Genomic DNA, 24,324 nt, shown 5'->3' on the forward strand with positions numbered 1-24,324 from the left:
ATATATGAAACATTTTCTTTATTCATGTATTGCTGTTTGTGCATTGCTTTTTGTAGGCTGTACAGACAATGATATGGTAGAGTCTATCTCTACTGATGACAATCAGCCTGGAATAACTGTGTCTATGTCACTGGAAGGTGATATGGGAAAAACCGCAGCTACTACTCGTGCCATCGGTTACGAAACGGATGACAATACAGGTTTTCCAACACCTATTGGTATCTTTGATAAGTCAGGAAACGAGGGGCAGGAGATTGCTGATGGAACTAAGGTTCCTGTACTTCTTATCTTTAAGAGTACAGATAGTTCACAGCCTATTACTAAGGTTGTTACAAACTGGACTTATAAGAAGGGTGGTGATTTAACTTTGTTGCCAAGTGAGACCTTTGAAATGAAGAGTGGTACCGACCTTAGTAAGGGCACATGGTATGTATGTGGTATTCTCGGTGGTGAGATGCTTCCAGGTAATAACCAAGTGAAATTCAATGGTTTTTCAGAGGGACATGTTGCACGTGATGCTGCAGGTGAAAAAGTAACATGGGGTGCAAATATTCCTTATGTTTTCAGTTGGCGTAAGTTGACAACCAATGCTGCTAATAAGACAATTAAGGCAGAGAAGGCTGTTAAATTTAAGCAGTTTGGTACTATCGTACGTCTGAAGGTTACCAATAACACTGACTTTGATTTTAAGTATAATGGTGTACGAATCATAACAAGTAACATTCTTTGTGGTCAGTTTGACTTAAAGGCTTTTGATGATGAAGATTTGGTTAACTCATCAAGCCTTAAGGATACAGAGGATAGCGATGTGGCTTCTGCTAAGTCTGCTTCTTTTAAGGAGGCTTTCAAGGCTTTCAAGTTCTATCAGCGTCCATTTGAAGATAGAGCCGTGTCAGGTGATGATGGGCTTTATAAGAAGAGAAGATACCGTGTACATGGTGAGTATATTGCAGATTATAATGAGGAGAAGTCTGGAATCAAGCTTAATACTGCTCTTTATTATTATGACCATACCTTCTTGCCAAGAACTTCTGGCGACAATTTTGATAAGGTTGCGAAGGGGCAGGAAGCCCCAAGCTATATCTATGTATGGATGGCACCACAGGAGCAGGCGGTGAAGATTTATGAAGGTAATGAAGAAGGGGTAGGAAACTACTCTGTAAAGAACATTGCTAAGACTCAGTTCTTGCTGATGGCTGTACCTGATGGTAATGGAACTGTTGGTAAGGTTATTCCAACCTCTATCAATATGCTCCCTGCGTATGGTACGCTTACAAGTTATGTTTCTGGTGCTAACTATCCTGCTAAGGGTAAGGTTGTGTATAACTTTGCTCCGTTGAGCTACCTTTCTAAGCATGATAACTTTGGTACAGAGGCGGAACTTTCAAGTGATGAAAACCAAGACGTAGAGCATAGCATTCGTTATACTGCAAGCGAGTTAGAGGATAACATCTCAAATATACCAGCTGGTTTTATGTTTGCTAATCATGAATACTGGCGTAGTATTGTCCCACAGGGTTATGGTTTCTCTGGTTTCCGTGGTAATGGTAATCATTATAAGTACTCTATGGGTGTTGTTTCTCCTGTTAAACTTCCAGGTTGGAGCGATACAAAACTTGCGTTCCATAGCTCTTCTAAGGGAGTAAATGTAGATGGTAAGATTGTTGCTTATATGATAGGTATGTCTAAAAAGCCTGATTATATTAGCAATGATGGTGAAGGACAAGCATATCAAGGTTACGCAAAACAGCCTTCTACCCGAGTAAATTCTGGTCTTGAAGGTTCTATGTCTTGGGTTACCAATAATGATTATCGTTATGTGATGCGTTGGGAAGATATAGATGGTAATGCTGTTCTTACACAGCGTTATCTTGGTCCTCGCTTTGTACTTGATATGGATGATATTGCCAATGAAGACTTTTGGGCGGCTCCAAGTAATAATAATGTTACTTATCCTGCAGATGTTAAGCGTATTATTCCACTCGGAGGTGGTTACACGTTTAGTGTTGCTAAATCAAAATCAACAGGTAAAAAGTTACAGTATTGGCATTTAGTTAATAAGGGGGTTAGTGCACAGTATTGGACACCAGATGACGCTTTCCCTACTGGACGTTATGCGATGAGAAGTCCAGTTACTCATAATGGCTATATTCTTGATAGAGATAAGAATGTTCCTAAGCAGGCTGTAGGTTTTAGAATGCCAGACTTATCTGGTGAAACTTCCAGTTTCTTCTATTATCTGTTTAGAGGCGTGTCTGGCTCTCAGCATATTAATAAGGAGGATATAGAAGGCGATGGTGGTAAGTATATTCAGAACCTCATTATGGCAGCGCCTGTTCGTTTGTGGAAGACAACTCCATACGCAGACTAAAAGAATATATTAGATATTTAAAAAACCACAATCTCGATTACATATAGGGATTGTGGTTTTTTATTGTTTTGTACTTAAATTCTATTTCTCTTTATTCCAATTTGGTTATTAGAGCCTAAACATATTGCAGTCCAATGACCCATTGGGGATTATTGTTCTTTTATGTAGTTTTTGATGTGTTTTTATTTTATAGTTCTATGTGCTAAAACCATTGCGTTTACTCAGGATTTTAATAATAATCGCCATATTTTTTGTCAACAAAACATGGAAGTATCTGGCAAATTAGAGCCTTTGGAAATTGAAAAACAAAAACCTTAATTTATAAATTTGTTGTTAAAAATATAAAAATAAAACCTGTAAGTGTGTGATTTCAAAATATTTATACGTAATTTTGCACAAAATTTAATAAATGTATTCAAAGTGACTTGACGAATAACAAGTTCTCAACAGGTATCTTTAAGACAATTCTCTATCAATAGGAATACACTTAGCCGACGATATTATTTAATTTCTATATTACAAAGGTTTATGAAGAAGAAGGATTACGTAAAGCCTAATGCACAGGTATTGAGTCTTTACACAGACGAGTTTATGGAGGGTGGCTTCCATGCACAAAGTGATATAAAGGGTAGTCTTACTCCAGGTGATGATGAGAGAGATCCAGAGGAGGATCATCCAACAGCATTTTAAGTTTAAGAAAGTTATTTAAGGAAATTTGAAAACAAACCTGTAGGGAATAATTACCTACATAACGAAAACAAAAATAAATGAAAAAACTATTTTATTCATTCATCGCTGTTTTTGCATTGCTTTTCACTGGCTGTGCAGACAAGGATGTTGTTGAGGCTATCTCAAATGGTGATAACCAGCCGGGTGTCACAGTGTCTATGTCAATGGAGGGTGATATGGGTCAGACTGCTGCTACTCGTGCTATTGGTTACGAAACTGATGATAATACTGGTTTTCCAACTCCTGTTGGTATTTTCGACAAAGGTACGTCTGAAGGCAAAGAAATTGCTGATGGTACTAAGGTAGATGTGCTTCTTATCTTTAAAAGTTCAGATGACTCTCAGCCTGTAACAAAGGTTGTTACTAAGTGGACCTATAAGAAGGGTGGTCACTTGACTTTGTTGCCAAGTGAAAAATTTGAGATGGCAGCGGGTACTGATCTTAGCAAGGGTACATGGTATGTATGTGGTATCTTAGGAGGTGAGATGCTTCCTGGTAACAATCAGGTAAAGTTCAATGGTTTCTCTGAAGGACATACAGCTCGTAACAGTGCAGGTGAGAAAGTGCAGTGGGGTGCAAATATTCCTTATATCTTCAGTTGGCGTAAGTTGACAACCAATGCTGCAAACAAGACTATTAAGGCTGAGAAGGATGTTAAATTCAAGCAGTTTGGTTCTATTGTACGTTTGAAAGTTACCAATAAGACTGGTTTCGATTTCATGTATAATGGTGTTCGTATCATCACAAGTAATATTCTTTGCGGTCAGTTCGACCTGAAGAGTTTTGATGATGTTGCGACTTCAGACCTTAAGGATACAGAGGATGGCGATATAGCTTCTGCTAAGACAGAAAGTTACAAGAATGCTTTTAAGGCATTTAAGTTCTATCAGCGTCCATTGGATGATACTGCTATTGAGAATGGCCTTAAAAACACCAATCGTTTCCGTCTTCATGGTACATATGTTAAGGATTACGCAGCTGAAAAGGCTGGAGCTCTTAATACTGCCCTTACTTATTACGATCATATCTTCTTGAAGAAGCAATCTGGTGATAATTTTGATAATGTTCCAAATGGTCAGGAGGCTCCAAGCTATATCTATGTTTGGATGGCACCACAGCAGCAGGCAGTGAAGATATATGAGAAGAAAGAAGGAGTTGGAAACCCTGTAGAGACAAAAAAGATCTCTAAGACACAGTTCTTGTTGATGGCAGTGCCAACTGAGACAAGTGCTGGTAATAAGATTGTTCCAACTTCTATTAATATGCTTCCTGCGTATGGTACACTTGCAGACTATGTTTCAGGTGCAAACTATCCTGCAAAGGGTAATGTTGTATACAACTTCTCTCCATTGAGCTATATTGCTAAGCATAACAACTTTGGTACAGAGGCTGAGTTATCAAATGTCGCTACTCAAGATGCTGCACATACAGAGACATATTCATATAGTGAGATAGAGAGTAACGTTAATAATTCTGCAAAGGTTCCTTCAGGCTTCACGTTTGCACATCATGAATATTGGCGTAGTATTCTTCCACAATTCTATGGATTCTCTGGTTTCCGTAATAACGGAACTGAATATAACTGTTCTATGGGCATAGTATCACCAGCAAGATTACCAGGTTGGAATGAAACGAAGCTTGTATACCAATCTTACTCTAAGGGTGTAAGAGATGATCAAGGAAACCTAATAGCTTATATGATTGGTTTGTCAAAGCAACCAAGCTATATAAGCAATACAGGTGAAGGACAAGCTTACCAAGGTTATGCCAAGAACCCTCTAACAAGAGCAAGTTCTGGTGCTTTCGAATCAGCACCATGGATTCAAAATAATGACTATCGTTATGTTATGCGTTGGGAAGACAAGAATGGTAATGCAATCCTTAAACAGCGTTATCTTGGTCCACGCTTTGTTCTTGATATGGATGACATTGCTAATGAAGATTTCTGGGCAGCACCAAAGAATTATGATGTAACTTATCCTGCCGATGTAGAACGTATCGTTCCTTATACAGGTATATATGATGTTGCAACAACTAAAGACCCTTCAAAACCTGCCAGTTCAAAAGAAGGACAGACATGGTGGTACTTTAATACAAACACTGTTGGTAAGTGTGCACAATATTGGACACCAGATGACGCTCCTGTTGGTGGACGTTATGCAACACAATCTCCTAGTGGTGGTGCAATGCAAGATAATGCCCACCAAGCACCAAAGTTGTCTGTAACATTTAGATATTCAGTTGTTGCCGATGATGTAAGTGGATTCTTCAACTGTTATCTTTACACACGTACGCCATTAAATCAGAATGAAAAGAAGCCTTATGTAAATGACTCACGATTTGTTGAAAATCTCATTATGAAGGCACCTGTACGTCTTTGGAAGAAAACTCCATACGCTGACTAATTCGCTAACATTAGAATTATCTATAATATCAAGTATCTGTGGTATCCGAAAGGGTATCACAGATATTTTTTATGTGGGTTTTTAGTCGGTGTGTTGACCCTCCGCACATATCGTGCTGTTGGTTAGCACGAGTGGTGCGAAGGCTTAGCACGAGTGGTGCGGAGGGTTAAAGACCTTGTAATTTGTAGGTGAGAAAGATTCAATCAGTTGTTAGAAGCGAGTTATACTGCCACAAGTATCGTCAGTCTGTTTTATTAGGAGGCTGGGGAAGTTGTTAATCTAAGGAATAGATGGAGCCAAAGACGTTTCGTAACTATCTATCGTCATTTCTTTACACGCATAATAACGCCTTTATTACTTGCAAATATAAAAGAAAGGATGTATCTTTGTTGCGGTAACTCGGGTGCAACCATTGTGCGGTATTTAACCCAAATCGGTCATTAGATCCTAAACATATTTTGTTTTTATTATCGGCAGATTGGTTGTCTTTAGGGCGCAGGCGTAGCGGGCTGCGTCAAGTTAGGAAGACAGACAAGATACCGAAAATAAAATAAAAGATGTTAGGAAATAATGCCATAGTAATAAGAACGAGATATATTGTGGTCTAATGACCGATTGGGGTTTAATGAGAACGCCATAACTAAAAATAACTATGAACAAAAGAAATTCTTTCCTTTATGCAGCCTTGACAGCTCTATCCGTATCGTCTACGGCACAGACAATGGACATCACACGTGCAGGCGACACGACGATTGTGAAGATAGTAAAGTCGCCAAAGTATCTTCTCCTTCCGATTGAAGAGGGGAAAGACGAGGCGCAGGTGATTCTCGACAATGGCAAGAAGACGGACACGTGGATGGATGTAAGATTAGCACAAGGGAAGACGGACTATTATGTGCCTTTCAAACTCAATAAGGGTAAGACTTCTGTTGTTAAGATTCTCAACTTAAAGGAGGATGCTTTGACCTTGAAGAAAGGACAGATGAAACTCTCTGATGTTTGGGATGTGACCAATACCGATTTTTATCGTCCTTCTTATCATCATACTCCTTCTTATGGATGGATGAACGACCCTGTTGGTATGTTTTATAAAGATGGGATCTACCACCTCTGTTATCAGTACAACCCCTACGGCTCTATGTGGGGAAATATGCATTGGGGACACGCTATAAGTCACAATCTTATTTATTGGAAAGAGGTAGAACCGACGATTTATCGTGACCCTATGGGGCATATTTTCTCTGGTAGTACGGTAATAGATAAGAAGGGTACGGCAGGTTATGGTAAGAATGCGATTATCTCCCTTTATACATCCGATAGCAAGGAGAATGCACAAACGCAATGTATGGCTTATAGCACCGATGGCGGTTATACGTTCCATAAGTATGAGAAGAATCCAGTTTTGAAGCCTTTTGATGGTGTGAAGGATTTCCGAGACCCAAAGGTCTTCTGGTATGAGCCACTTCAGAAGTGGTATATGATAGTTTCTGCCGATAAAGAAATGCGCTTCTATTCGTCGCCAAACTTGAAAGAATGGACCTATGTAAGTGCTTTCGGTGCAGGTTATGGTGCACAACCTAACCAGTTTGAATGTCCCGATTTCTTCGAACTTCCCGTTGATGGTAACCCGAATAAGAAGAAATGGGTGATGATTGTGAATATCAATCCTGGCTGTCTCTTTGGTGGTAGTGCTACGGAGTATTTCGTTGGTGACTTCGATGGAACGAACTTCACCTGCGATAGCGACCCTTCTGTGGCTAAGTTCCTCGACTATGGCAAGGACCATTACGCCACTGTTACCTTCTCAGGCGTTAAAGACCGTGTGTTGGGTATTGCGTGGATGAGCAACTGGCAGTATGCTAACGTTACTCCTATTCGCCAATATCGTGGTGCGAACACGCTTCCACGTGAGTTGAAACTCTTCACAGGTAAAGATGGTCAAATTTATATGTCTTCTAATGTTGTGTCAGAAGTAGTCTTGCTAAGAAGGAAGTATAAGCGCTTACCTAACCTGCTTATTGCTAACGAACGGGACGCAAAGAATGTATCAGTTAGCAAAGAGAATGCTTTTGAATTAGAGATGGATGTAACACCGAATAAGGCAGCTAAGACAGGAATTGTTCTTTATAATGATAAGGGAGAGAAGGTAGATATCTACTTTGATTTAAAGGCAGGACGACTTGTTATGGATCGTACGGAGAGTGGAAAGGTTCAGTTTGGTGAGAAGTCAGAACCACATAAGATTGAAACTGACTATGATGAGCGTGAAGAACAGAAGGCTTTAGGTCCGATGCGTAAGCTGAACGCCATTAATTATAAGAACGACTTTGCACTCGGAACATGGGCACCGTTAAGCCTCTGCGACTCCGACACCTATCACTTGAACATCTTTGTTGATAAGTGTTCAATAGAAATCTTTGTCAATGGTGGGCGTATCTCAATGACCAATCTTGTCTTCCCGACGCAGCCTTACACATCTGTTAAGTTCTATTCAGATGGCAATAGAACTGCTTTCAGAAACATAAAGGTGAATGAATTAGGCTTGATAAAACCTTAGGCGTTCGTTAATTGTTGCTTATCCGTGCTTGAGTAGAGATCGTGATGGGTTTTGCCAGCGATGGATTCGGTCAAGTGGGTGCTGTTGTCGTAATGGCAGTGGGCGTGCTCTACCTCTTTTCTTACATTCCAAAGATGAAGTAGTGTTATAGGCTTATTTGTTTAATGAATCTAATTAGGCTAATAAGCCCTTCTAAAAATAATAACTGAAAACAGAAAGATATATGAAACAGTTAATCGTTGGCCTCGGAGAGGCGTTGTGGGATTGTCTTCCTGAAGGACGAAAGCTTGGTGGCGCACCTGCAAACTTTGCTTATCATACAGGACAGTTTGGGTATGATTCGTTGGCTATTAGTGCTGTCGGAAATGACGTCTTGGGTAAGGAAACCCTCGATGAATTCGGTAAAAAAGGTGTAAAGTACTTGATGCCAGAGGTGGATTATCCAACAGGAACGGTTCAGGTTGAACTCGATAGTGAGGGGATTCCTACATACGATATTAAGGAAGGTGTAGCTTGGGATAATATTCCCTTCACCCCTGAACTTGAAGCTACGGCTAAGAATTGCCGTGCCGTATGCTTTGGCTCACTTGCACAGCGTAGTAGTGTAAGCCGCCAGACAATACAGAAATTCCTCGAAGCAACGCCTAAGGACTGTCTGAAGATATTTGATATCAACCTTCGTCAGAACTTCTATACAAAAGAGATTATTACCTCCTCGCTTCAACATGCTAATATCCTCAAGATTAATGATGAGGAACTTGTACTCATCGGCCGCCTCTTTGGTTATCCAGGTCTTGATATAGAGAATAAATGTTGGCTGCTTTTAGGCAAGTATAATCTTGATATGCTCGTGCTGACCTGCGGTGTCAACGGTTCGTATGTCTTTGCTCCAAACCTCAAGTCGTTCCAAGAAACACCAAAGGTTGAGGTTGCTGATACCGTTGGTGCAGGTGATTCCTTTACGGGTGCCTTTGCTTCTGCAATCTTGGCGGGTATGCCTATTACTGATGCCCATAAACTTGCGGTAGATGTAAGTGCATACGTTTGCACGCAGAATGGTGCTATGCCAAAACTTCCAAAGAAACTATTAGACAGAATTAAGTAAGCTGTGCCTAATCTCTAAACCCTATGCTGTTTTAGGGGTGGGGCAATAAACTTATATTATAATTTTCTCAATAGATTTTAGGAATAAAGATTTCAGGATGATTTTTAGCCTGAATTAATTGTAGAAAGTTTCTCTTTCTTCGATTAATTCAGGCTTTTTTGTGCTCTTTCCGTTGTGTTGTTACCCTCATAGGACTTACTCCTCTTGCCTCCTTGACCGCCTCCTTTCGAATTATTTTATGAAAATAATTCGTAGTGAGTGTCAGGTTGTAGCTGTTTCTGTTGGAAATATATAATAAAAAATGGGATAGTATCAGCATGAAGCAGATACAATCCCATTTGATAAGTTAATCAACAGTAAAGTATGGTTTTAATCTTCCCAGATATTAGTTGTGTTTTGCTCGGTGAAAGGATTCGCCTTGCTTCCTGCTTCACCAGGACCACCTGTATCAATATTGTCTTGACTCTTTTCATTTGGACTGCCTGTACTTCCAATACTTGCTGAGTCTGTTGTTCTGCTGTTACATATAAACTTCTCAGTAATAACGGCATGAATATCCGTCATTGGCTTTATATATATTGTTTTCATCATGACTTTTCTTTGTTTAACGAACGATGTACTTCTTTCCATTAACGATGTAAACTCCCTGTGGCAATGCTTTCAGGTTAATTGTGCCCTGCTGTACGAGCTGTCCCGTAATGGTATATACCTTTCCCTGCTGCATGTCGTGTGCTGCTGGCATAACAGGAAGCGTGTCAATAGCAGTTGTTTGCCCGTCAATGCTTTCTAAATAATAGCTGATTGATGGCTTCGCATTCGCACCATTGTCCTTATTCATCAAGACGCAAGCCGTGTAAGGAGTCCATGTTCCGCTGTTAGATGCTATCCACTTGTAAAAACCGTTCTTATATCTGGTCTCATCGTCACCTGAATAGTAATAATAAGAATACTGCTGCAGGTGCTTGTTCTTGTCATAATTACCAATGAAAGTATAGGTGACGCCATCAGCAGTCTTTACAACCTTTTGAGCATTCAAGCTTTCCTGTTTCTCTTCTTGTTTCTTGATACCCACGATGGTTGTTTTCACACCCGTCTGCGTTCCCTTGTGCAGGGAAGGGTGAATCATGTAAGGATGGTGAGCCTTTGTCTCTGTTACAGGCTGCTTAAATTTCAGTGTGACAATCTTGTCATTATTAGGCTTTGTGACAACGTCTACATCAGAGAACTCTACCACTTCAACTTTTGAACCGTATGCACTCTTGAGCTGCTGGGCTGTCATGTCAAATGGCAGACACATTGTGTACCACTTGCCGTCTACACGTTTGTCGTCATCCCATGTTTCATCTTTTATTTTGCCTGTAAGTGCGAAATTCCTCCAGCCTGCATAATCACCAGATGTTAAGGAAAACTTGCCATCTTCAAATGTAGGCCAGCAGCCACCATTCTCTGCAGCAACATTTTTTGTTGAACCTCCTATTGAACGTGAATTCTCATTTACATAGTTCTCGTATGCAGCTTCAGGATAATGTAGCATTGTGAAAAGCTTACCAGTCTCTTGATTTGTATAGAACTCTCGTTTTACAGGAGTGATATTGCCAGGATTGTCATATTTGAAATTACTTACAGTATAGGGACCAAAAGCTTGGTTTTCAGCTTTTGTGTTTGTTCCTAATACATATACATCTGTAAGTGCTTTGTTGCTTTGGAAAGCGAATGTCTCAATTTTCTCGACACTTGCAGGAATTGTAATTGTTTTCAGATTCTCGCATACGAAAGCATTTGCCTCAATTACTTTCAGCGTGTTAGGCAGGTGGATGGCTTCAATAGCTGCGCCAGAGAATGCACCATTACGGATAAATTCAACTCCTTCTGGTAACACAATATCCTTTAAGGCTGAGCAACCAAAGAACGCCTGGGTACCAATTTCTTTCCAACCATAGCCGAAGTCAACAGATGTGAGATCTGTACCTGCAAATGCTTGTTGCTCTATTTTGCTGCTGCCATTAGGGTTAACTTCACCAAGTTTAATAGTCTTTAGGGATTGTGGAAACGCCTGAACGCCTACATCAACGCTGCGTTCTGCATTGTCAGGAATGATTACATTTTCTATTTTGCATGAACCATCTCTAAGGCAAGCTCGTGGTATCTCTTTAGTTGTACGAGGGAAAGTAATAGTCTCCAGCTTGTCCATATACTTCAGATTGACCAAATCGTTATCATTCGTGAAATTTGCGAACTCAAGGTCGAGTGTGTTTAAGTTGGGGAAGTTGTTTTCCTCCTCTGCCATACCACAGATACGCTTTAAGTCCTCACTGCTCATAGTTACTCCAGGTTTGGTTACAACTTTCAGCTTCGTGGTAGTCAGATAATCTTTTATTAGATCTGATGGCGTGTACTGGGCATATCCTCCTGATACTGGTGTGAACTCATTGTTAATGTCGCCAGATGCTTCGAGCGTGAAGACCACCGTCCCGTCAGCTTCTTTAGTTACATTTAGCTTTGCCCATGTTGCCTGCAATGTAATGATTGACAGAGCCAACATTAAGATTAATCTTTTCATTTCTTTTTCTCAGTTTTAATATTTATAAGTTGTTTAAATTCAATAAATTATTCCACAAGTTTCGGTATGAAACTGCAGATTGTTGTTGTTTGATTGAATGTTTGCTGCGAATAGTTGCTTTAAATTAATTTGTAATATATTTAATTTTCTGCAAAAGTATTATTATTATTTAATATATTGAGTTTTACCTCCTTTATATTTAATATAACTTAACATAAGTTATCCTTGATTTTAATAAAAGTAATAAAAGGTAGCAATAAGTCTTTTGAAAAGCCAACAAGAGGCACATTCTGATTTGCGTTTTCATTTTTTTTATGTAAGTTTGCAGACCCGTAGACATTACTACACGATGAAATCGGGGAAGACAAGCATCAAGAACCTAAAGTATAACATATCATTATATGAAACCAAACCTAACAAAGACACTTCTGCCCATAGCTGCATTGGCTTGTGGACAAGTTAATGCAATGGTGCAGAAACACCAGCAACGTCCAAACATTATATATATTATGTGTGATGATATGGGCTATGGCGACCTTGGCTGCTATGGTCAGCAGTACATCCTTACACCGAATATTGACCGTATGGCAAAGGAAGGTATGCGCTTTACACAAGCGTATGCTGGTGCACCAGTGAGTGCTCCATCCCGTGCCTGCTTTATGACAGGACAACATTCTGGTCATACGGAAGTACGAGGAAACAAGGAATATTGGGCACCAAGTAAGCCTATCTATTATGGAAAAAACCGCGATTTCAGCGTTGTTGGTCAGCATCCTTACGATCCAGAGCATGTTATTTTGCCTGAGATAATGAAGGGACAAGGCTATCGTACGGGTATGTTTGGTAAATGGGCTGGAGGTTACGAAGGCTCTAAGTCAACACCAGACAAGCGTGGTGTAGATGAATTCTATGGTTATATCTGTCAGTTCCAAGCACATCTTTATTATCCTAACTTCCTTAATGAGTACAGCAGGGAGCGTGGAGACAGTGCTGTTAAACGTGTTGTGATGCAGAATAATATTGATTATCCAATGTTTGGTGATCAGTATGCACAACGCAAGGACTACTCAGCTGATCTCATCCATCAGCACGCTATGAACTGGTTGAAGCGACAAAGCAATGATAAACCATTCTTTGGAGTATTCACTTATACGCTTCCTCATGCAGAACTTGCACAGCCTAACGACTCGCTTTTAGCTTTCTACAAGAAGAAGTTCTTTGAGGATAAGACATGGGGTGGGCAGGAAGGCTCACGTTACAACGCTGTTGTGCATACACACGCACAGTTTGCTGCAATGATAACGCGCCTTGATGCTTATGTCGGAGAAATCCTCCGTACCTTAGATGAGCAAGGACTTGCTGAGAATACGCTCGTTATCTTTACCAGTGATAATGGTCCTCATGAGGAGGGTGGAGCAGACCCTGCATTCTTCAACCGTGATGGTAAGTTGCGTGGAGTTAAGCGTCAGTGCTATGAAGGAGGTATTCGTATTCCATTCATTGCTCGATGGAAAGGGCGTATTAAGGAGGATGTGACCAGCGATTTGCCATTTGCTTTCTACGACTTGATGCCAACTTTCTGTGACGTGGCAGGTGTACGCAACTTCCCAAAACGCTATGTTAATAAGAAAAAGACTGTCGATTACTTCGATGGAATCTCTATTTTTCCAACCTTGATGAGCGATGAAAAGGCACAAAAGCAGCATCCGCACCTTTATTGGGAGTTTGCTGAAACCAATCAGATTGCCGTGCGTATGGGAGATTGGAAGCTGATTGTTATCCGTGGTGTACCGCATCTTTATAATCTTGCAACCGACCTTCATGAAGATAAGGACATTGCGCAGGAGTATCCAGAGATTGTTGAACAGATGGTAAAGATAATCTATCAAGAGCATGTTGACAATCCTTTGTTCCCAATCACAATGCCAAAGGGGAGGGCGTAATAAGACACAAATATCTAAAAACCATTCTATATGAATCAGAACATTGCAAAAGCAATCTTGCCATTGGCAGCACTTTCATGTGCTCAAGGTAAGATGCTTGCACAGGACGCGGCACGTCCTAACATCCTTTACATTATGTGTGACGACCATGCTATGCAGGCAATTAGTGCATACGGTAGTCCTATCTCGAAGTTAGCTCCTACACCAAACATCGATCGTTTGGCACAACGTGGAATGCTTTTCCGCAACTGTTTCGTGGAGAACTCATTGTCAACGCCAAGTCGTGCCTGCTTGATGACAGGCCTTTATAGCCACCAGAATGGTCAAAGACAGTTGGCGGAAGGTATTGACACAACAAAGACTTTCGTTCCAGAGCTGATGCAGAAGGCAGGTTATGAAACTGGTATCGTGGGCAAGTGGCACATGATGTGTAAGCCAAAGGGCTTTGATTATTATCATATCCTTGATGGCCAAGGAAAATACTATAATCCTACTTTCTGCAAGACGGGCAAGTATGGTAAGTATGAACAGGAGATGGGTTATGCTACATCACTGACTACTAAGCATGCAATAGAGTTCCTCGATAATCGTCAGAAGGATAAGCCTTTCTGTTTGTATGTGCATCATAAGGCACCACACCGCAACTGGTTTGCTGAACCAAAGCATATCGGAATGTATGATGGGGTAGACTTCCCATTGCCAAAAACCTTCTGGGATAACTATGAAAACCGTGGCTCGGCAGCTAAAACACAGAAGATGAATATTGAAAAGGATATGGAGTTGATCTTAGACTTCAAAATCCCTGAACTCCTCGATACGTCAGATGTAGAGAGTATGTCGTCTTATTCTGGTTTGATGGGTGAACTTGGCCGTATGACTCCTGCACAAAGAATGGCGTGGGATAAGTATTATATGCCAAGAAACCGCCGTTTCATCGAGGCTAAGCTGTCTGGTAAGGAACTTGCCGTGTGGAAGTATCAGAATTATATTCGTGATTATATGTCTGTCATTGCTTCGGTAGACGAGAGCGTTGGACAGCTATTGGATTATCTTAAAGCACATGACTTAGATAAGAATACCGTGGTTATCTATACCTCTGATCAAGGCTTCTATATGGGCGAGCATGGATGGTTTGATAAGCGTTTTATGTATGAGGAGTCTTTACACACCCCATTGATCATCAGCTACCCAGGCCATATCAAAGAAGGAGTTGAGAATACTGATATGGTACAGAATATCGACTTTGCACCAACTTTCCTTACTTATGCTGGTGTAGAGCAGCCTAAGGAGATGACTGGTAAGCCTCTGCAGCCACTGCTTGCTGGTGAGAAGCCAAAGAATTGGCGCAAGGATTTGTATTATCACTACTATGATTATCCTACTTATCACCTCGTTCGTAAGCACGATGGTGTACGTACTGATCGATATAAACTTATCTATTTCTATGGTAAGGGTGGTATGCGTGCCGTGGAGGAGAATAAGTACCAGAATATTGCAGGTACAAGCGAGAATAATTGTTTGCGCTATCTCTATGCAACAAACTATTTCAACGAGGATCCTGACGTAAGCTACTATGAACTTTACGACCTGCAGAATGACCCAGACGAGTTGAATAACATCTACGGCAAGAAGGGTACAGAGAAGGTTACAAAGCAACTGATGAAGCGCCTAAACGATTATCGTAAGGAGCTGAAAATAGATGAATATTAATGTTCTGTAAACTCTTATAGATTAGGAGTTGTAGAATATAAAGACGTTATAGAGAGTCAAGTCAATTCTTTCCTTAGTATGATTTCAGGGAAAGAGTGACTTGACTCTCTTTTTTATATATTGATGTTGGAGGAGATAGTGTATTTACTTTTATTGCTGTGTCATAGCAATAAGGGTATATAAAGTCTGTGAGTGCATTTTTTTTAATGGTGATTTGCTTTCATTTTAGGCGTAAATTATTGGGAGAGTAATGCCCCGCACCATTGGTGCGGAGGCTTAACACCATTGGTGCGGAGGGTTAACACGAATGGTGCGGAGCATTAATCTGTCGAATATCTATACCTTTCAGAAGAGAAAGAAGGGCAAAGAAAAAGGGATACACAGCCCGTGTATCCCTTTGTAATATAGTCGATAATTAATTCAGATGCCGATAAGTTAAATTCGGCTTAACCCGTTGAAGGATAAGGTTAGAAAAGGTTTAGAAACTCTTTAACCATGCCTTCAAGTCCATCATCAACTCCTCATGGTAACGGAAACCAATCTTGCTACCCCAACCGTGGCCACCACCTGGATAAACGTGGAGAGAACCACGAACGTCATTGCGGTACAACTCGGTGTAGAAGTTTACACCATTTGCTGGTGGAACAGAATCATCATCATCGCTGAGGGCAATGAAAGCACGTGGAGTTACACGGCTCACGTTCATGTCAGCACTATATTTCTTCTCGTCACGCTTGCTTGGACTCTTGCCAAGGAAGTTCTGACGACTTCTGTCATGTCCGTAACCTTCCATCATGGAGATAACAGGATAGAAGAGAATCTGGAAGTTAGGCTTTGCCTCACCCTGACTTCTTGTTGCGATGGTTGCAGCAAGGTGACCACCAGCAGAGAAGCCCATGATACCTACATCATTGCGGTTAATTTTCCAACTTGTTGCATTCATGCGTACAAGTTTCATAGCCTGCTCTGCGTCAGAAACTGGAACTTCTGGCTGACCATGTGGCATACGATACTTTAAAACAATGGCTGCAATACCTTGATTTTGGAAGAACTCTCCCCAATCGTAGCCTTCTTTCTCCATAGAGAGGGTTTCGTATGCACCACCAGGGCAGATAACTACGGCACGGCCAGTAGCTTGTTTCTCCATAGGAAGGAATACACGAACCTTTGCAGAGTCGTTTGCATCACCATTATCGTAAGGTGGTCGTCCGTTATAAAGCTTAACGTCGAAGACACTCTGAGCAGACATTGTCATAGTGGCAGTAGCCAACCCGATTACGAGGAAAAGTTTTCTTAAATTCATTCTATTCTCTGTTTAGTTGTTTTGTACGTTTATTTTCTCTCCCTTTCTACTATGTAATGTTAGTTAGTTGATTTACAGAAAACAGCACGTTACTGTCATCAGAAGAGGAATAAAGCGTAAGATTTTGAACGTATAGTTGCAAAGTTAACAAAAAGATACGATTTCAATAGTAGATGTTTAGAGTTTTTAGTATATTTGCAAGCAGAAATAATAAAAGGGAAGAAGTATAAACGAATTTTAATAATTTCGTATTACTGTTAACAACTTCCTTTTAGTAAGCTGCTAAAATAGCAACATCAATATACAAGAACAATATACAATCTCAAGATGCACGTATTAGATAAATTTCGGTATTGCCCAGTATGTGGAAGTAAACACTTCGTTGAACAGAATGAAAAGAGCAAACGCTGTGAGAGTTGTGGCTTTGAGTATTTCTTAAATCCAAGCTCTGCTGTTGCTGCATTCATTCTGAATGAGCAGGGAGAACTGCTTGTTACACGTAGAAAGTTTGAGCCAGGACGTGGAACGTTGGACCTTCCTGGTGGCTTCTGTGATATTGGAGAGACTATCGGTGAAGCATTAATACGCGAGGTGAAAGAAGAAACTAACCTCATTATCAAAGAGAAACGCTACTTCTGTTCACTTCCGAATAAGTATCGTTATAGTGATTTTGATGTTCCAACACTTGATGCATTCTTTGTCTGTAAGGTAGAGGATGAGGCAGCACTCAAGGCTGCTGACGATGTAGAAGAGGCTATATGGTTGCCTTTGTCAGAGGTTCACACAGAGCAGTTCGGGCTTCGTTCTATCCGTCAGGCACTATATGATTTTCTACAAATAGAGTCGAAAAACTTAAAAAAGTAGAAATTTTGCCTATTATATAAGGTGTAAGCAAAAAGTTTAAGTACTTTTGCGCCCTTGAAAAAATGTACAAGATTGATTATGCAAGAAAACTTGGTAATAGTAGAGAGTCCAGCAAAGGCTAAGACCATTGAGAAGTTTCTCGGTAAGGACTATAAGGTGATGTCATCTTATGGACATATCCGTGACTTGAAGAAAAAGGAACTTAGCATTGATCTCGACACGTTAAATCCTGACTACGAAATCCCTGATGAGAAGAAGAAAGTAGTCAGCGAACTGAAGAAGAGTGCAAAAGCTGCTGAGAAAGTTTGGTTAGCTTCCGATGAGGACCGTGAGGGAGAGGCTATCAGCTGGCACCTTTGTGAGGTGCTGGGATTGGACGAAGAGAAAACAAATCGTATTGTTTTCCACGAGATTACCAAGCCTGCTATATTGAAAGCTATCGAGTCACCACGTCGTTTGGACATGAATCTTGTAAACGCACAGCAGGCTCGTCGTGTACTCGACCGCTTGGTTGGTTTCCGTCTTTCACCAGTGTTGTGGCGTAAGGTGAAGCCTGCTTTGAGTGCAGGACGTGTGCAGAGCGTAGCTGTTAGACTGATTGTTGAGCGTGAGCGTGAGATACAGAACTTTAATTCAGAGCCTTACTACCGTTTGAATGCAGTCTTCGCTGTAACCAATGAAGACGGCTCAAAGAATGAGGTGAAGGCTGAATTGAGTAAGCGCTTCAAGACACACGAGGAAGCAATAGCGTTTCTTGAACTGTGTAAGACCTCAAAATTCAAGGTTTCATCGATTGCAAAGAAGCCTTTAAAACGTACTCCAGCTCCTCCATTTACTACCTCAACACTTCAGCAGGAAGCTGCAAGAAAGCTCGGATTTACCGTAAGTCAGACGATGATGGTTGCCCAGCGATTGTATGAGGCGGGTCGTATTACCTACATGCGTACCGATAGTGTGAATCTTTCAGCTTTGGCTATCAATACCTGTAAGGCAGAGATTGAACGACTCTATGGTGCAGATTACGGCAAAGTAAGAAAGTATCAGACACATAGCAAGGGTGCTCAGGAAGCGCACGAGGCTATTCGCCCTACGTATATCGACAATATTTCTATCGATGGTACAAGCCAAGAAAAGCGTTTGTATGACCTTATCTGGAAGCGTACTATTGCTTCACAGATGGCTGATGCACAGATGGAGAAGACTACAGTAAACATTTCTCTTGAGTCAGAGGATGGCAAGAGTACCACTGATTTGCAGTTTATTGCGAATGGAGAAGTAGTTGCTTTCGAGGGCTTCTTGAAGGTATATCACGAGTCAACTGACGATGAGGAAAATGGCGAGGAATTCTCACATGCACTACCTGTAATGCACGAAGGCGAAGAGTTAGAGCGTCGTGAAATCGTGTCAACAGAGCGTTATTCACAAGGTCCTAACCGCTATACGGAAGCAAGTCTTGTGCGTAAACTTGAAGAACTCGGTATTGGTCGTCCATCAACTTACGCCCCAACGATTTCAACAATTCAGCAACGTGAATATGTGCAGAAGGGAGATCGCAAGGGTGAAGAGCGAAAGTATGCTGTTGACTCATTGCTTGGATTGAAGATAACTTCTAAGACAAAGAAGGAGATGGCGGGTGCTGATAAGGGTAAGCTTATCCCAACCGACATCGGTATCGTTGTAAACGACTTCCTTATGGAAAACTTCCCTGATATCATGGACTACAACTTTACTGCTAAGGTTGAGCAGGAGTTCGATAAGATTGCAGAGGGAAAAGCAGAGTGGAATAAGGAAATGAAGACCTTTTACCAGAGCTTTGAACCAGAGGTGGAGAAGGTTATGAATGCCCGTTCTGAGCATAAGGCAGGTGAGCGCGAACTTGGTATTGACCCTGTTTCAGGTAAGCCTGTGTTTGTAAAGATTGGTCGTTTTGGGCCAGTGGTACAGATTGGTAGTGCTGACGATGAGGACAAACCACGCTTCTCACAGCTCCCTTCAGATAAGAGTATGGAAACCATTACCCTTGATGAGGCATTGGAGTTATTTAAGTTGCCACGCAATCTTGGACAGTTTGAGGGTACAGATGTAGTAATTGGTGCAGGTCGATTTGGTCCTTACGTGCTTCATGATAAGAAGTACACATCGCTGCCAAAGGAGGAAGACCCACTCACAATCAGTCTTGATGCAGCTATCAACCTTATCCAGAAGAAGCGTCTGCAGGATGCACAGCGTCATTTAAAGACCTTCGAAGAAGATGCTAAGATGGAGGTGATGAATGGTCGTTACGGTCCTTATATTGCTTATGATGGCAAGAATTACCGTATGCCAAAGGCACTTCATGAGAAGGCTGCAGAACTTACTTACGAACAGTGTATGGACATCGTAAAGAATGCTCCGGAGCCAAAACGTAAGAAGTAATTGAATATAGACTCACCTATAAGGGAAAGGAAGACATCCACCACGTAGTCTGATAATGTCAGGCTATAGGGTGGATGATAAATATAACGTGAGTATGACAGAACATACAGAAGAATACAAACCGCTTCGCATTATTCTCATAGGTTATATGGGTGCGGGTAAGACTACCGTAGGCAGAGCCTTGTCAAAAGAGTTGAACATTCCGTTCTACGACTTAGACTGGTACATAGAGAGCCGAATGCGCAAGACGGTGAAGCAGATCTTCGATGAAAGGGGAGAGGAAGGCTTCCGTATGATAGAACAGTCAATGCTTCACGAGGTGGCTGAATTTGAGAATGTTATTATCTCTTGTGGGGGAGGAACTCCATGTTTCTTTGATAATATGGAGTATATGAATGGGCAAGCAGAGACGGTCTATTTGAAAGCAGAGACAGATGTCCTTTACAAGCATCTACTGATGGGTAAGTCTGTACGCCCCCTCTTGCTTAACAAAACACCTGATGAAGTAAGCCTGTTTATTCGTGAACAACTGAAGCATCGCGAGCCTTTTTATACAAAGGCAAAGCACGTTCTTGACGTGAGTCTTATGGATAGTTACGACAAGATACAGATTTCGGTCAATCAGCTTTGTCAACTATTAAAGTTGAATAAGGCTAACAGACAGAAATAAAATGGCTATTATTTAATAGTTAGGAATTAAACGCTTAAAGCAAATAATTGATTAATTCAAGATTATATATAGGGACAGAAGAATAGAAATGAAAAAGTGGACGATTGAAGATTCTCAAGAGTTGTACAACATCTCAGGATGGGGTACATCTTACTTTGGTATTAACGACTCGGGTGATGTGTATGTAACGCCTTGTAAGGATAATACACAAGTTGACTTGCGTGACGTTATGGATGAACTCGCCCTGCGCGATGTGACACCTCCAGTGTTGCTCCGTTTCCCAGATATTCTCGATAATCGTATCGAGAAAACATCCTCTTGCTTTGAGAAAGCAAGGAAGGAATATGACTTCAAAGCTGAGAACTTTATCATCTATCCTATTAAGGTAAACCAAATGCAGCCAGTCGTAGAGGAGATTATCTCTCATGGACGTAAGTTCAACTTGGGTCTGGAAGCTGGTTCAAAGCCTGAGTTGCATGCTGTGATTGCCGTACAGTGTCAGAGCGATTCGCTCATTATCTGTAACGGATATAAGGATCAGAGCTATATCGAATTGGCTCTGTTAGCACAGAAGATGGGTAAGCGTATTTTCATTGTAGTGGAGAAACTCAATGAAATTGACCTTATTGCACGTGCTGCAAAGAAGTTGAATGTAAAGCCAAACCTCGGTATTCGCATCAAACTTGCATCCAGTGGTTCTGGTAAGTGGGCTGATAGTGGTGGCGACGCTTCTAAGTTCGGTCTTACTTCTTCTGAACTCTTGCAGGCTTTAGAAACGCTTGATAATAAGGGATTGCACGATTGTTTGCATCTTATCCACTTCCATATTGGTTCGCAGATTACGAAGATTCGTCGTATTCAGACCGCTCTCAATGAGGCTGCACAGTATTATGTGAACCTCAGAAAGATGGGTTATAATGTCGATTTCGTTGACTGTGGTGGTGGTTTAGGTGTCGACTACGATGGTACACGCTCTGCAAGCAGCGAGAGTTCTGTCAACTATAGCATTCAAGAATACGTCAACGACTGTGTTTACACCTTTGTTGATGCAGCCAATAAGAATGATATTCCACATCCAAATATCATCACCGAGAGCGGTAGAAGTCTTTCTGCTCATCACTCTGTCCTCGTGATTGATGTACTTGAAACGGCTTCTCTGCCTGAGATGTCAGAGGATTTTGAGGCAAAGGATACCGACCATCAGTTGGTAAAAGACCTTTACGATATCTGGGATAATCTTGATTCTCGTAACATGCTAGAAGACTGGCACGATGCTGAACAGATTCGTGAGGAAGCCTTAGAGTTGTTCTCTCATGGCTTAGTAGACCTAAAGACACGTGCTGAGATTGAAGCAATGTATTGGAGTGTATGCCATGAAATCAACAATTTGGCAAAGAATATGAAGCATGTGCCTGATGAGTTGCGCAATATGGATAAACTTCTTGCAGATAAATATTTCTGTAACTTCTCTCTCTTCCAGTCTCTTCCAGACAGTTGGGCGATTGATCAACTCTTCCCAGTAATGCCGATTCAACGACTCAATGAGCGTCCATCACGTAACGCTACATTGCAGGATATCACCTGTGATAGTGACGGTAAGATTTCAAACTTCGTTGCAATGGGTCGCAGTAGTCACGTTCTTCCTATCCACGCATTGAAGAAGAATGAGCCTTATTACCTTGGAGTCTTCCTCGTTGGAGCTTATCAAGAGATTTTAGGTGATATGCACAACCTCTTTGGTGATACCAATGCCGTACATGTTTCAGTAAAGGATGGCAGCTATCATATTGATCAAATCTTTGATGGTGAGACGGTAGAAGAGGTGTTGGAGTATGTTCAGTACAATCCTAAGAAACTTGTTCGCCAACTCGAAATATGGGTGACAAAGAGCGTAAAGCAGGGTAAGATTTCACTTGAGGAGGGTAAAGAGTTCCTCAGTAACTACCGCAGCGGCCTCTACGGTTACACTTATTTGGAGTAAACTGTAAGTCTTCGGGATAAGAAGTTTGTCCGTAAGGAGCAATAAACATAATCATTGACAAACTGTAGGGGCGCATAGCTCGTGCGTCAACATTGAATATTTTGTTTCGGACGCACGAATTGTGCGTCCCTACGTTTATTAATATAGTGAGTCAAAAGATGGTGTTTAAAAAGATTGGTAAGGATGTCTGTCCTATGAGTTTATACTCGCTTTTAGTCGTAACAGCATAATCTTATCGAATTATTTTCATGAAAATAATTCTTTCTTTTCATGAAAATAAATATTTCTTTTCATGAAAATAATTCTTTTTCTTCGTGAAGATAATTCGTGATAAAGGTTCTTTAATAGGATAAAAAGCCAAGTAATAAAGCTGTTTAGAGCAGCATAATAAGAAGAATAAAGGTCTTAATGAAAGTTAAATAACAAGGTTTTTCGCCTCATGCTTGTAACTTTCCCCCATAAATAAACGTCATTTAAACAGAGAGAAGATGAAGAAAGTCAGTTTCCGTAACGATGTGTTGCCATTGAAGAATGAACTCTTCAGGCTTGCACTCCGAATCACGCTCAATCGAGCTGAGGCTGAGGACATCGTGCAGGATACGCTGATAAAGGTCTGGAACCGCCGATACGAGTGGGAAAATATCGATTCTATCGAAGCTTTTAGCCTCACCGTATGTCGTAACCTATCGCTCGACCGCATCAAAAAGAAGGAAAATAACAACGACTCTTTAGAAGATGTGAAAGTAGCTGAGCCTCTTGCTTCATCTAATCCTCAAGACCGAATGATTGAAGAGGATAAAATCAGTCTCGTAAAACAGATTGTAGACGCTCTTCCGGAGAAACAACGTAGTTGCATGCAGCTAAGAGATTTTGAAGGAAAGTCATACAAAGAGATTGCTGAAATACTCGAAATCAGCGAAGAGCAAGTGAAAGTTAATATCTTTAGAGCTCGACAGACGGTCAAACAAAAATATTTGAAATTAGACAATTATGGATTATAAGTACATCGAACAATTACTGGAACGCTACTGGCGTTGCGAGACTTCTCTCCAAGAAGAGGAAATCTTGCGTATGTTCTTCTCACAGGAGGACCTTCCAGCTGCGTTGCTGCCTTATCGTTCTCTGTTCGTTTATGAGCAGAATGAGAAGGAGATGGACGTCTTGGGCGATGACTTTGACCAGAGAGTCCTCGGACTGATACAGGAAGACGAGCCAGTAAAGGCACGTGTAATAACAATGCGCCACCGTCTTATGCCACTCTTTAAGGCAGCCGCTGTGGTAGCTATCTTCCTAACCTTAGGTAATGCAATGCAGGTTGCTTTCTCTGATGGTGATGTTCATCAGATAAGCCCAAGTACTGCAGCTGTAGATAAACCTCAGGAGGGTCCATCTGTTGCTAAGGCCGATTCAGTAGTGAGCGATACCTTGCAACACAAGATACAGTCATCTGTATCAACCATTACAAAATAAGACAATTTCTATGCTTTCTCTATAAAATAATCATTTTAAGTAAAACAACTCGAGGCTGTGAAGTCTCAATTCTCTCAAATTTTTCATAACATACTAACGTAGAAGAGCCGATACTCTATGAGTGTCGGCTCTTCTTATGCTGAAACACGGGGTTATTAATTCATAATTCACAATTCATATATAATTCAGAATTCAGAATTCAAAATTCATAATTATGATTACCGATGATGCTTAAAGATAA

Annotated in this window: 16 protein-coding genes; 13 read left to right on the forward strand and 3 right to left on the reverse strand. The window is 41.0% G+C overall.

Annotated elements, in window-relative coordinates; translation table 11 throughout:
* The first annotated feature begins 4 nt into the window (after positions 1-4).
* The 5 genes from PMEL_RS00670 to PMEL_RS00685 all read left to right on the forward strand — a co-directional run bounded on the left by PMEL_RS00670 (position 5) and on the right by PMEL_RS00685 (position 9,167).
* On the forward strand, positions 5-2,371 hold the full coding sequence (locus tag PMEL_RS00670) for a hypothetical protein (RefSeq protein WP_120173526.1): 2,367 nt from the start codon (positions 5-7) through the stop codon (positions 2,369-2,371).
* A gap of 528 nt (positions 2,372-2,899) precedes the next feature.
* A complete protein-coding gene (locus PMEL_RS12155; protein WP_172586725.1) occupies positions 2,900-3,061 on the forward strand; it encodes a hypothetical protein in 162 nt (53 codons plus the stop codon).
* 77 nt (positions 3,062-3,138) lie between these two features.
* Complete coding sequence (locus tag PMEL_RS00675; protein WP_120173527.1) at positions 3,139-5,505, forward strand: hypothetical protein; 2,367 nt, start codon at positions 3,139-3,141, stop codon at positions 5,503-5,505.
* Positions 5,506-6,157: 652 nt separating this feature from the next.
* Complete coding sequence (locus PMEL_RS00680; RefSeq protein ID WP_120173528.1) at positions 6,158-8,062, forward strand: GH32 C-terminal domain-containing protein; 1,905 nt, start codon at positions 6,158-6,160, stop codon at positions 8,060-8,062.
* 223 nt (positions 8,063-8,285) lie between these two features.
* Positions 8,286-9,167 (forward strand): carbohydrate kinase family protein, encoded by an 882-nt coding sequence (locus PMEL_RS00685; RefSeq protein WP_120173529.1) that lies wholly within the window; start codon positions 8,286-8,288, stop codon positions 9,165-9,167.
* A 369-nt stretch (positions 9,168-9,536) separates the two neighbouring features.
* Here PMEL_RS00685 and PMEL_RS00690 read toward each other — a convergent pair whose 3' ends face one another.
* A complete protein-coding gene (locus PMEL_RS00690) occupies positions 9,537-9,758 on the reverse strand; it encodes a hypothetical protein (protein ID WP_120174589.1) in 222 nt (73 codons plus the stop codon).
* A 13-nt stretch (positions 9,759-9,771) separates the two neighbouring features.
* A complete protein-coding gene (locus PMEL_RS00695; protein WP_120173530.1) occupies positions 9,772-11,727 on the reverse strand; it encodes a leucine-rich repeat domain-containing protein in 1,956 nt (651 codons plus the stop codon).
* A gap of 401 nt (positions 11,728-12,128) precedes the next feature.
* Between PMEL_RS00695 and PMEL_RS00700 the strand changes: the two genes are divergently transcribed.
* Together PMEL_RS00700 and PMEL_RS00705 are read left to right on the forward strand one after the other, a co-directional pair.
* Positions 12,129-13,670 carry an arylsulfatase gene (locus tag PMEL_RS00700; protein WP_120173531.1) on the forward strand — a complete coding sequence of 514 codons (1,542 nt, stop codon included), beginning with the start codon at positions 12,129-12,131 and terminating at the stop codon, positions 13,668-13,670.
* Between the two features lie 30 nt (positions 13,671-13,700).
* The gene (locus PMEL_RS00705) at positions 13,701-15,380 is read left to right on the forward strand and encodes a sulfatase (RefSeq protein WP_172586726.1); all 1,680 of its coding nucleotides are present in this window, start codon (positions 13,701-13,703) and stop codon (positions 15,378-15,380) included.
* A 478-nt stretch (positions 15,381-15,858) separates the two neighbouring features.
* On the opposite strand, the gene PMEL_RS00710 is transcribed toward PMEL_RS00705, so the two are convergent.
* Entirely contained in the window at positions 15,859-16,683 is an 825-nt protein-coding gene (locus tag PMEL_RS00710; RefSeq protein WP_120173532.1) for an alpha/beta hydrolase, read from the reverse strand.
* Between the two features lie 327 nt (positions 16,684-17,010).
* On the opposite strand from PMEL_RS00710, the gene PMEL_RS00715 reads away from it, so the two are divergent.
* From PMEL_RS00715 to PMEL_RS00740, 6 genes are all read left to right on the forward strand, one after another.
* A complete protein-coding gene (locus tag PMEL_RS00715; RefSeq protein WP_120173533.1) occupies positions 17,011-17,547 on the forward strand; it encodes an NUDIX domain-containing protein in 537 nt (178 codons plus the stop codon).
* A gap of 78 nt (positions 17,548-17,625) precedes the next feature.
* Positions 17,626-19,962 carry a type I DNA topoisomerase gene (gene topA / locus PMEL_RS00720; RefSeq protein WP_120173534.1) on the forward strand — a complete coding sequence of 779 codons (2,337 nt, stop codon included), beginning with the start codon at positions 17,626-17,628 and terminating at the stop codon, positions 19,960-19,962.
* Positions 19,963-20,056: 94 nt separating this feature from the next.
* On the forward strand, positions 20,057-20,632 hold the full coding sequence (locus tag PMEL_RS00725) for a shikimate kinase (RefSeq protein ID WP_120174591.1): 576 nt from the start codon (positions 20,057-20,059) through the stop codon (positions 20,630-20,632).
* An 88-nt stretch (positions 20,633-20,720) separates the two neighbouring features.
* Entirely contained in the window at positions 20,721-22,613 is a 1,893-nt protein-coding gene (gene speA / locus PMEL_RS00730; RefSeq protein ID WP_120173535.1) for a biosynthetic arginine decarboxylase, read from the forward strand.
* Positions 22,614-23,101: 488 nt separating this feature from the next.
* Positions 23,102-23,614, forward strand: a complete 513-nt coding sequence (locus PMEL_RS00735; protein WP_036921682.1) for an RNA polymerase sigma factor — start codon at positions 23,102-23,104, stop codon at positions 23,612-23,614.
* Entirely contained in the window at positions 23,604-24,083 is a 480-nt protein-coding gene (locus PMEL_RS00740; protein WP_120173536.1) for a pyruvate ferredoxin oxidoreductase, read from the forward strand. Before PMEL_RS00735 ends, PMEL_RS00740 begins: the two co-directional genes overlap by 11 nt.
* Positions 24,084-24,324 lie beyond the last annotated feature (241 nt).

The sequence above is a fragment of the Prevotella melaninogenica genome (genome assembly GCF_003609775.1).
In the GTDB taxonomy this organism is placed as follows: Bacteria; Bacteroidota; Bacteroidia; order Bacteroidales; family Bacteroidaceae; genus Prevotella; species Prevotella melaninogenica_A.

Coding starts and splice junctions, on each gene's coding strand:
- PMEL_RS00675 (WP_120173527.1), top strand. CDS start 3,139: ATGAAAAAACTATTTTATTCATTCATCGCTGTTTTTGCATTGCTTTTC.
- PMEL_RS00715 (WP_120173533.1), top strand. CDS start 17,011: ATGCACGTATTAGATAAATTTCGGTATTGCCCAGTATGTGGAAGTAAA.
- PMEL_RS00705 (WP_172586726.1), top strand. CDS start 13,701: ATGAATCAGAACATTGCAAAAGCAATCTTGCCATTGGCAGCACTTTCA.
- PMEL_RS00700 (WP_120173531.1), top strand. CDS start 12,129: ATGAAACCAAACCTAACAAAGACACTTCTGCCCATAGCTGCATTGGCT.
- speA (WP_120173535.1), top strand. CDS start 20,721: ATGAAAAAGTGGACGATTGAAGATTCTCAAGAGTTGTACAACATCTCA.
- PMEL_RS00690 (WP_120174589.1), bottom strand. CDS start 9,758: ATGATGAAAACAATATATATAAAGCCAATGACGGATATTCATGCCGTT.
- PMEL_RS00680 (WP_120173528.1), top strand. CDS start 6,158: ATGAACAAAAGAAATTCTTTCCTTTATGCAGCCTTGACAGCTCTATCC.
- PMEL_RS00670 (WP_120173526.1), top strand. CDS start 5: ATGAAACATTTTCTTTATTCATGTATTGCTGTTTGTGCATTGCTTTTT.
- PMEL_RS12155 (WP_172586725.1), top strand. CDS start 2,900: ATGAAGAAGAAGGATTACGTAAAGCCTAATGCACAGGTATTGAGTCTT.
- PMEL_RS00710 (WP_120173532.1), bottom strand. CDS start 16,683: ATGAATTTAAGAAAACTTTTCCTCGTAATCGGGTTGGCTACTGCCACT.
- PMEL_RS00685 (WP_120173529.1), top strand. CDS start 8,286: ATGAAACAGTTAATCGTTGGCCTCGGAGAGGCGTTGTGGGATTGTCTT.
- topA (WP_120173534.1), top strand. CDS start 17,626: ATGCAAGAAAACTTGGTAATAGTAGAGAGTCCAGCAAAGGCTAAGACC.
- PMEL_RS00740 (WP_120173536.1), top strand. CDS start 23,604: ATGGATTATAAGTACATCGAACAATTACTGGAACGCTACTGGCGTTGC.
- PMEL_RS00725 (WP_120174591.1), top strand. CDS start 20,057: ATGACAGAACATACAGAAGAATACAAACCGCTTCGCATTATTCTCATA.
- PMEL_RS00735 (WP_036921682.1), top strand. CDS start 23,102: ATGAAGAAAGTCAGTTTCCGTAACGATGTGTTGCCATTGAAGAATGAA.
- PMEL_RS00695 (WP_120173530.1), bottom strand. CDS start 11,727: ATGAAAAGATTAATCTTAATGTTGGCTCTGTCAATCATTACATTGCAG.